Origin of the sequence: Dietzia sp. DQ11-71 (assembly GCF_014144995.1) — a bacterium.
Lineage (GTDB): Bacteria > Actinomycetota > Actinomycetes > Mycobacteriales > Mycobacteriaceae > Dietzia > Dietzia kunjamensis.
Genome location: NZ_JAALDT010000403.1, coordinates 1 through 5,227 on the forward strand (window position 1 = coordinate 1; position 5,227 = coordinate 5,227).

The following is a 5,227-nucleotide window of genomic DNA, read 5'->3' on the forward strand; positions in this document are numbered from 1 at the left end:
CAGCGCGCTGACGGGACTGTCCGCGATCACCCTGTGGGTGGTCGGCACGTCGGCGGTGAGGTCGGCGAGCTGGTCGCGCATCGCGCCCTCGACGTTCGCGCGGGCGGTCTCGTCGAACGCCACGACGCGGCCCACCGCCCGGTCGGCGGAGATCACCTCGAGTGACGTGCCGTGGTCGCGGGCCCAGGCGGCCGCCCAGGCCACGGCTCTGCGGGCGTCACGCGAACCGTCGTACCCGCACACGACCGGTCCGGTGGTGGTCTCCGACATGGGTTCCTCCTGCAGGTTCGGGGGCACGCGGTCAGGGCCGCCGCGGTGCGGTGACGGCGATCCGGGGTCCGGGTCCAGCCTAGTCGCAGCCCGTCGACGGTCGCCCGTGCTCCGCGGACCCCGGATGCGTGCCGGGTCGGCCGGAGGGATTCCTAGATCAGAACCCGTCTGTTTCTGGACCTGTTCCAGAAAGTGGGTTAGGGTGATGCCCATGACGACAGCAACCGAGGACCAGGGGGCAGTGCTCCGCGATGCCGGGTTGAGGGTCACCTCGCCGCGGCTGGCGGTCCTCGCCGTCGTCGCCGGTCGTCCCCACATCGCGGCGGAGGACGTCGCGACTCTCGTCAGGGAACGGCTGGGCGCGGTGTCCACGCAGACCGTCTACGACGCGCTGCGCGTGTGCACCGACGTCGGCCTCATGCGCCGCATCGAACCCGCCGGCTCCCCGGCGCTGTACGAGCGTCGAACGGGGGACAACCACCACCACCTCGTGTGCCGGAAGTGTGGGCGCATCGAGGACGTCGAATGCGCGGTCGGACACGCCCCCTGCCTCACCGCCGACCGGGACCACGGCTTCGAGATCGATGAAGCAGAGGTCAACTACTGGGGAACTTGCCCCGAATGCCAGGCAGGGCAGGCCTCGCGTGTCTGATACTGAGGCCTGGACCACACCACTACTCCGCACCTTCTACTCCACACCCCATCTCGAGGAGCAACTGACGTGACCATTCATCCCGCAGACCGCGGCGTGCGCGACTTCCAGCCGAACTCCCACACCACCACCGACAGTGGCCAGCCCGTCCCGCACGACGAGTTCAGCGCCCAGGTCGGCCCGCAGGGTCCGCAGCCGATCCACGACTTCCACCTCATCGAGAAGCTCGCCCACTTCAACCGGGAGAACGTCCCGGAGCGCCTGCCCCACGCCAAGGGCTCGGGCGCGTTCGGCGAGTTCGAGACCACCGAGGACATCTCGGACATCACCTGCGCCGGCCTGTTCCAGAAGGGCGTCAAGACCCCGATGCTCGCCCGCTTCTCCACCGTCGCCGGTGAGAAGGGCAGCCCGGACACCTGGCGCGACCCGCGCGGCTTCGCCCTGAAGTTCTACACCGAAGAGGGCAACTACGACATGGTCGGCAACAACACGCCGATCTTCTTCATCCGCGATGCGATGAAGTTCCCGGACTTCATCCACTCGCAGCGCCGCAAGAACGCCTCCGGCCTGCGCAACCACGCCATGCAGTGGGACTTCTGGACCCTGAGCCCCGAGTCCACCCACCAGGTGACCTGGCTCATGGGCGACCGCGGCATCCCCAAGACCTGGCGCCACATGGACGGGTTCGGCTCGCACACCTACCAGTTCATCAACGCCGCCGGCGTCCGCCACTGGGTCAAGTTCCACTTCAAGACCAACCAGGGCATCGACTTCCTCACGCAGGCCGAGGCCGACAAGTTGGCCGGCGAGAACGCTGACTACCACCGTCAGGACCTGTTCGAGTCCATCAAGAACGGTGACTTCCCGTCCTGGGACCTTCACGTCCAGGTCATGCCGGTCGACGAGGCGGACGGGTACAAGTACAACCCCTTCGACCTCACCAAGACGTGGTCGCAGAAGGACTACCCGCTGCGCAAGGTCGGCACCATGACGCTGAACCGCAACCCGCAGAACCACCACGCGCAGATCGAGCAGGCCGCGTTCGCGCCGACCAACATCGTCAAGGGCATCGGCTTCTCGCCCGACAAGATGCTGCTCGGCCGCGTCTTCGCCTACCCGGACATCCAGCGCTACCGCATCGGCGCCAACTACCAGCAGGTGCCGGTCAACCGTCCGCTGTCTCCGGTGAACTCCTACTCCAAGGAGGGCGCCATGCAGTACGAGTACCCGCACCCCGCGCAGGCCGAGTACCACCCCAACACGATCAACGGCCCGACCGCGGATCCGGCCAAGGCCTTCGACATCGGCGCCTGGGACACCAAGGGCTCTGAGACCTACCGCGGCGATGTGACCCCGCACGCCGAGGACACCGACCAGGTCCAGGCCACCACCCTGTACCGCGAGGTCCTGGACGACGCGGCCCGTGAGCGGCTCGCCGACAACATCGCCGGTCACGTCAGCGCGATCCACCCCTCGGAGACGGAACTGCTCGAGCGCGTCTTCGCGTACTGGACGGCCGTGGCGTCCGAGCTCGGTGTCGCGGTCCGCTCCAAGGTCGAGGCGGGCCCGCGGGGCAACCACTGCCTGCAGGAGTGATCGCCGCCGGGGCATGATGCTCCGGTGCTCCGGTGAGCCGGTGGAGCCCGGGCGCTCCAGGCGCTCCCGGCGCACCAGCCAGCTGAATAGGAAGGGCCCGATCTCGCTTCGCCGCGAGGTCGGGCCCTTCGGCGCCTCGGCGGAACGCCGTTCTGCGGGTGTGCGCCCGTCTCCTGTCACCGCGTCCGGGGATCCCTGCGGGTGCGCGCCCGGAGTGGTCCCATCGGGGCACACATGTCCACTCGGCGCGTGCATTCCGGCCGCGTAGGTCGCGGGGTGGGCATTCGGGCCGCGTAGGTCGCGGGGCGGGGGGTGGCGGGGTTGGCGCAGGACCGGGAGCGGATCAGCCGCCGCGGACCACGGCGAGGGCGTCGAGGTCGGCGATCGCCCGGCACGCCCGCCGCATGAGCAGGGCGAACATCTCGTCGCCGCGGGCGGTGCGGGTGCCGTACATCCAGCCGAAGATCCCGAGCACCGGGGTCTGCAGCAGCCCGTAGACGTAGTCGTCCCAGCACTGCTCGGGGGAGTAATCGGTCACCCCGTGTCCCAGGAGCGCGCGGTGGTAGTCGGCCACGATGCCGCGTTCGGCGGCCCGCCGGTCGGGGACGTCGAGGCTGGAGCCGAGGAAGCCGCCGAGGTCGCGGCCGGGAAGACCCACGGTGAGGGTCTGCCAGTCGCAGGCCAGGGAGGGCAGGGCTCCGGAGGGGTCGATCAGCATGTTGTCGGCGCGGTAGTCGGCGTGCAGCAGCGCGAACCTCTCGCCGCGCCCGTTCGCCCACTGGGCGATGAGCGGCGCGATCTCGGACAGGCTCCGCTGCTCGTCGTCGTCGAGCCGGTCTCCCAACTCGGAGAGGAAGGCCTCCAGTGCCGGCCCGCCGAGTTCCTGCAGGGTGACGTTGTCCTCCACCGAGGGGCAGGAGAGCCCGTCGATGCCCCGCAGCGACGGGGCGCACCAGCGCGGACCGTGCAGGCCGGCCAGGTTCACCGCGCAGTCGCGCGCCTGGTCGACCGTCAGCCCGGCCAGCTGATCGCCCTGCACCAGCGGCGTCACGTCGTCCAGCACCAGGGTGAACTCGCCCTCGCGCTCCCCGAGTGCGGCGAACCGCGCGCGCGGGACCCGCACGGCCACGGTGGGGGCGAGGTCCCGGTAGAACAGCACCTCACTGCGGTAGACGCCGTGCAGCAGCGGCCGCATGCCCTCGTCGGGGTTGGGCAGCTTCACGAACAGCGTCTCGGGGAGCCCGTCACCGTCCACGTGCGCGAGCACGCAACACCCGATCTGGCCGGTGCCCACAGGCTCGGTGCGCACCGACCGGATCTCGGTGCCCAGGGCCTGGGCGAGCCAGTCCGCGGTCACCTCCTCCGGGGTGCAGACCACGGCAGCGCTCGAGTCGACACTGGTCATGACGGGTCCTTCCGCAGGTGGAGTCGTCCGGGGTTGGGGCTGAGGTGGGTGAACTGCGCTGGGTCCCGCCGGAGTCGCCAGGCGGTCAGCACCGGGGCCAGCTCGTCGGGGGTCGCACCGTGCAGGACCACGGAGTCGGCGCCGAGCGCGAGTTGGCCCTCGATACGGTCCGCGCAGTGGTCGGCGCTCCCGTCCGCGGCGCACGCGAGCCAGTCATCGGGCAGCACGTCGCGCGCGTGGCACAGCAGGTCGAGGTCATCGGTCGCGTCGAGCGCGCCGGCGTGGGCGGACAGTCGCTCGTCGGCGCGGAACCTCTCGAGTCCCGCCGGATCCCACCCGTTGACCCGGACCAGGACATCGCCGTATCCGGTGAGGTAGGTGGCCAGCCGACCGACGAGTTTGCGCAGCCGTGCGGTCTCGTCGAGCGAGTCCTCGATGGTGGCCATCACCGACCAGATCCGCACGTCGGCGGGATCGCGGCCGGCCTGTTCGGCGGACTCGCGCACCAGGCGGACCGACCGTTCGACCGCGGCGTCCGACATGAAGGTGTGCAGGACCACCCCGTCAGCGATCCGCCCGGCCAGCCGGAGCGAATTGTCGCCCATGGCCATGAGCAGCACGGGGATGTCCTCGTCGAAGGAGGCGTCCTGCACCAAATACGGGTAGCTGCCGGCGGGGCCGTCGTGGCCGACCACCGAGCCGCCGCTCCACAGGGTCCGGTAGAGGCCGATCGCGTCCTCGAGCTGCGCCGACGTGACGTGGGGCAGGCCCATGATGTCGAACAGTATGGGGATGCCGCGGCCCAGCCCGAAGGCGTACCGCCCGCCCGACATGCGGTGCAGGGTCGTGGCCATGGTGGCGGTGACCAGCGGATGCCGGGTGTTGTGGTTGGTCGCCGCGGTGCCCACGCCGATCCGGCTGGTGGCCGCCACGGCAGCGCCGGCCATCACCGCGGCGTCCTTGAGGGCGAACCGCTCCGACAGCAGGATCGACCCGAGTCCCAACTCCTCGGCGCGCGCGGCCTCTGTGATGAGGTCGGCCGGCGACGCGCTGTGCCCGGCGAGTCCGTAGCAGGCGAGCTCGGGCATGAGGTGGTCAGCTGCAGCGTGGGGCATGGGCGCCTTCCGGCGGTGGATGGTCACGCAGATACTGAGTGACAAGTGTCACATTAGCCCGCCTGCGGAGTCCACCACCGGGTGTTGCCGCAGACGCCGTCGGCCCGGTGTGGGTATTGCTGGGTCCTTGGGCCGCGCCGGGCCGCGCCGGGCCGCGCCGGGCTGCTGCGCCGGGCTGCCGAGCCGGGC

The 5,227-nt window shown here is 70.4% G+C and carries 5 protein-coding genes; 2 read left to right on the forward strand and 3 right to left on the reverse strand.

What is annotated here, in order from left to right; translation table 11 throughout:
• Window positions 1–270 (reverse strand): universal stress protein (locus tag G6023_RS13380; protein ID WP_182635970.1); only part of this gene is annotated, 270 nt, incomplete at its 3' end.
• A 211-nt stretch (window positions 271–481) separates the two neighbouring features.
• Here G6023_RS13380 and G6023_RS13385 point away from each other — a divergent pair.
• Both G6023_RS13385 and G6023_RS13390 read left to right on the forward strand, forming a co-directional pair.
• Window positions 482–922 (forward strand): Fur family transcriptional regulator, encoded by a 441-nt coding sequence (locus G6023_RS13385; protein WP_119193379.1) that lies wholly within the window; start codon window positions 482–484, stop codon window positions 920–922.
• 69 nt (window positions 923–991) lie between these two features.
• Window positions 992–2,518 (forward strand): catalase, encoded by a 1,527-nt coding sequence (locus tag G6023_RS13390; protein ID WP_182635973.1) that lies wholly within the window; start codon window positions 992–994, stop codon window positions 2,516–2,518.
• 343 nt (window positions 2,519–2,861) lie between these two features.
• On the opposite strand, the gene G6023_RS13395 is transcribed toward G6023_RS13390, so the two are convergent.
• Window positions 2,862–3,923, reverse strand: a complete 1,062-nt coding sequence (locus G6023_RS13395; RefSeq protein ID WP_182635975.1) for a phosphotransferase family protein — start codon at window positions 3,921–3,923, stop codon at window positions 2,862–2,864.
• Entirely contained in the window at window positions 3,920–5,038 is a 1,119-nt protein-coding gene (locus tag G6023_RS13400) for a TIGR03857 family LLM class F420-dependent oxidoreductase (protein WP_182635977.1), read from the reverse strand. Before G6023_RS13400 ends, G6023_RS13395 begins: the two co-directional genes overlap by 4 nt.
• Window positions 5,039–5,227 lie beyond the last annotated feature (189 nt).

Bases quoted from the DNA above. Each gene is read 5' to 3' on its own strand.
- G6023_RS13385 (WP_119193379.1), top strand. From the start codon at position 482: ATGACGACAGCAACCGAGGACCAGGGGGCAGTGCTCCGCGATGCCGGG.
- G6023_RS13395 (WP_182635975.1), bottom strand. From the start codon at position 3,923: ATGACCAGTGTCGACTCGAGCGCTGCCGTGGTCTGCACCCCGGAGGAG.
- G6023_RS13400 (WP_182635977.1), bottom strand. From the start codon at position 5,038: ATGCCCCACGCTGCAGCTGACCACCTCATGCCCGAGCTCGCCTGCTAC.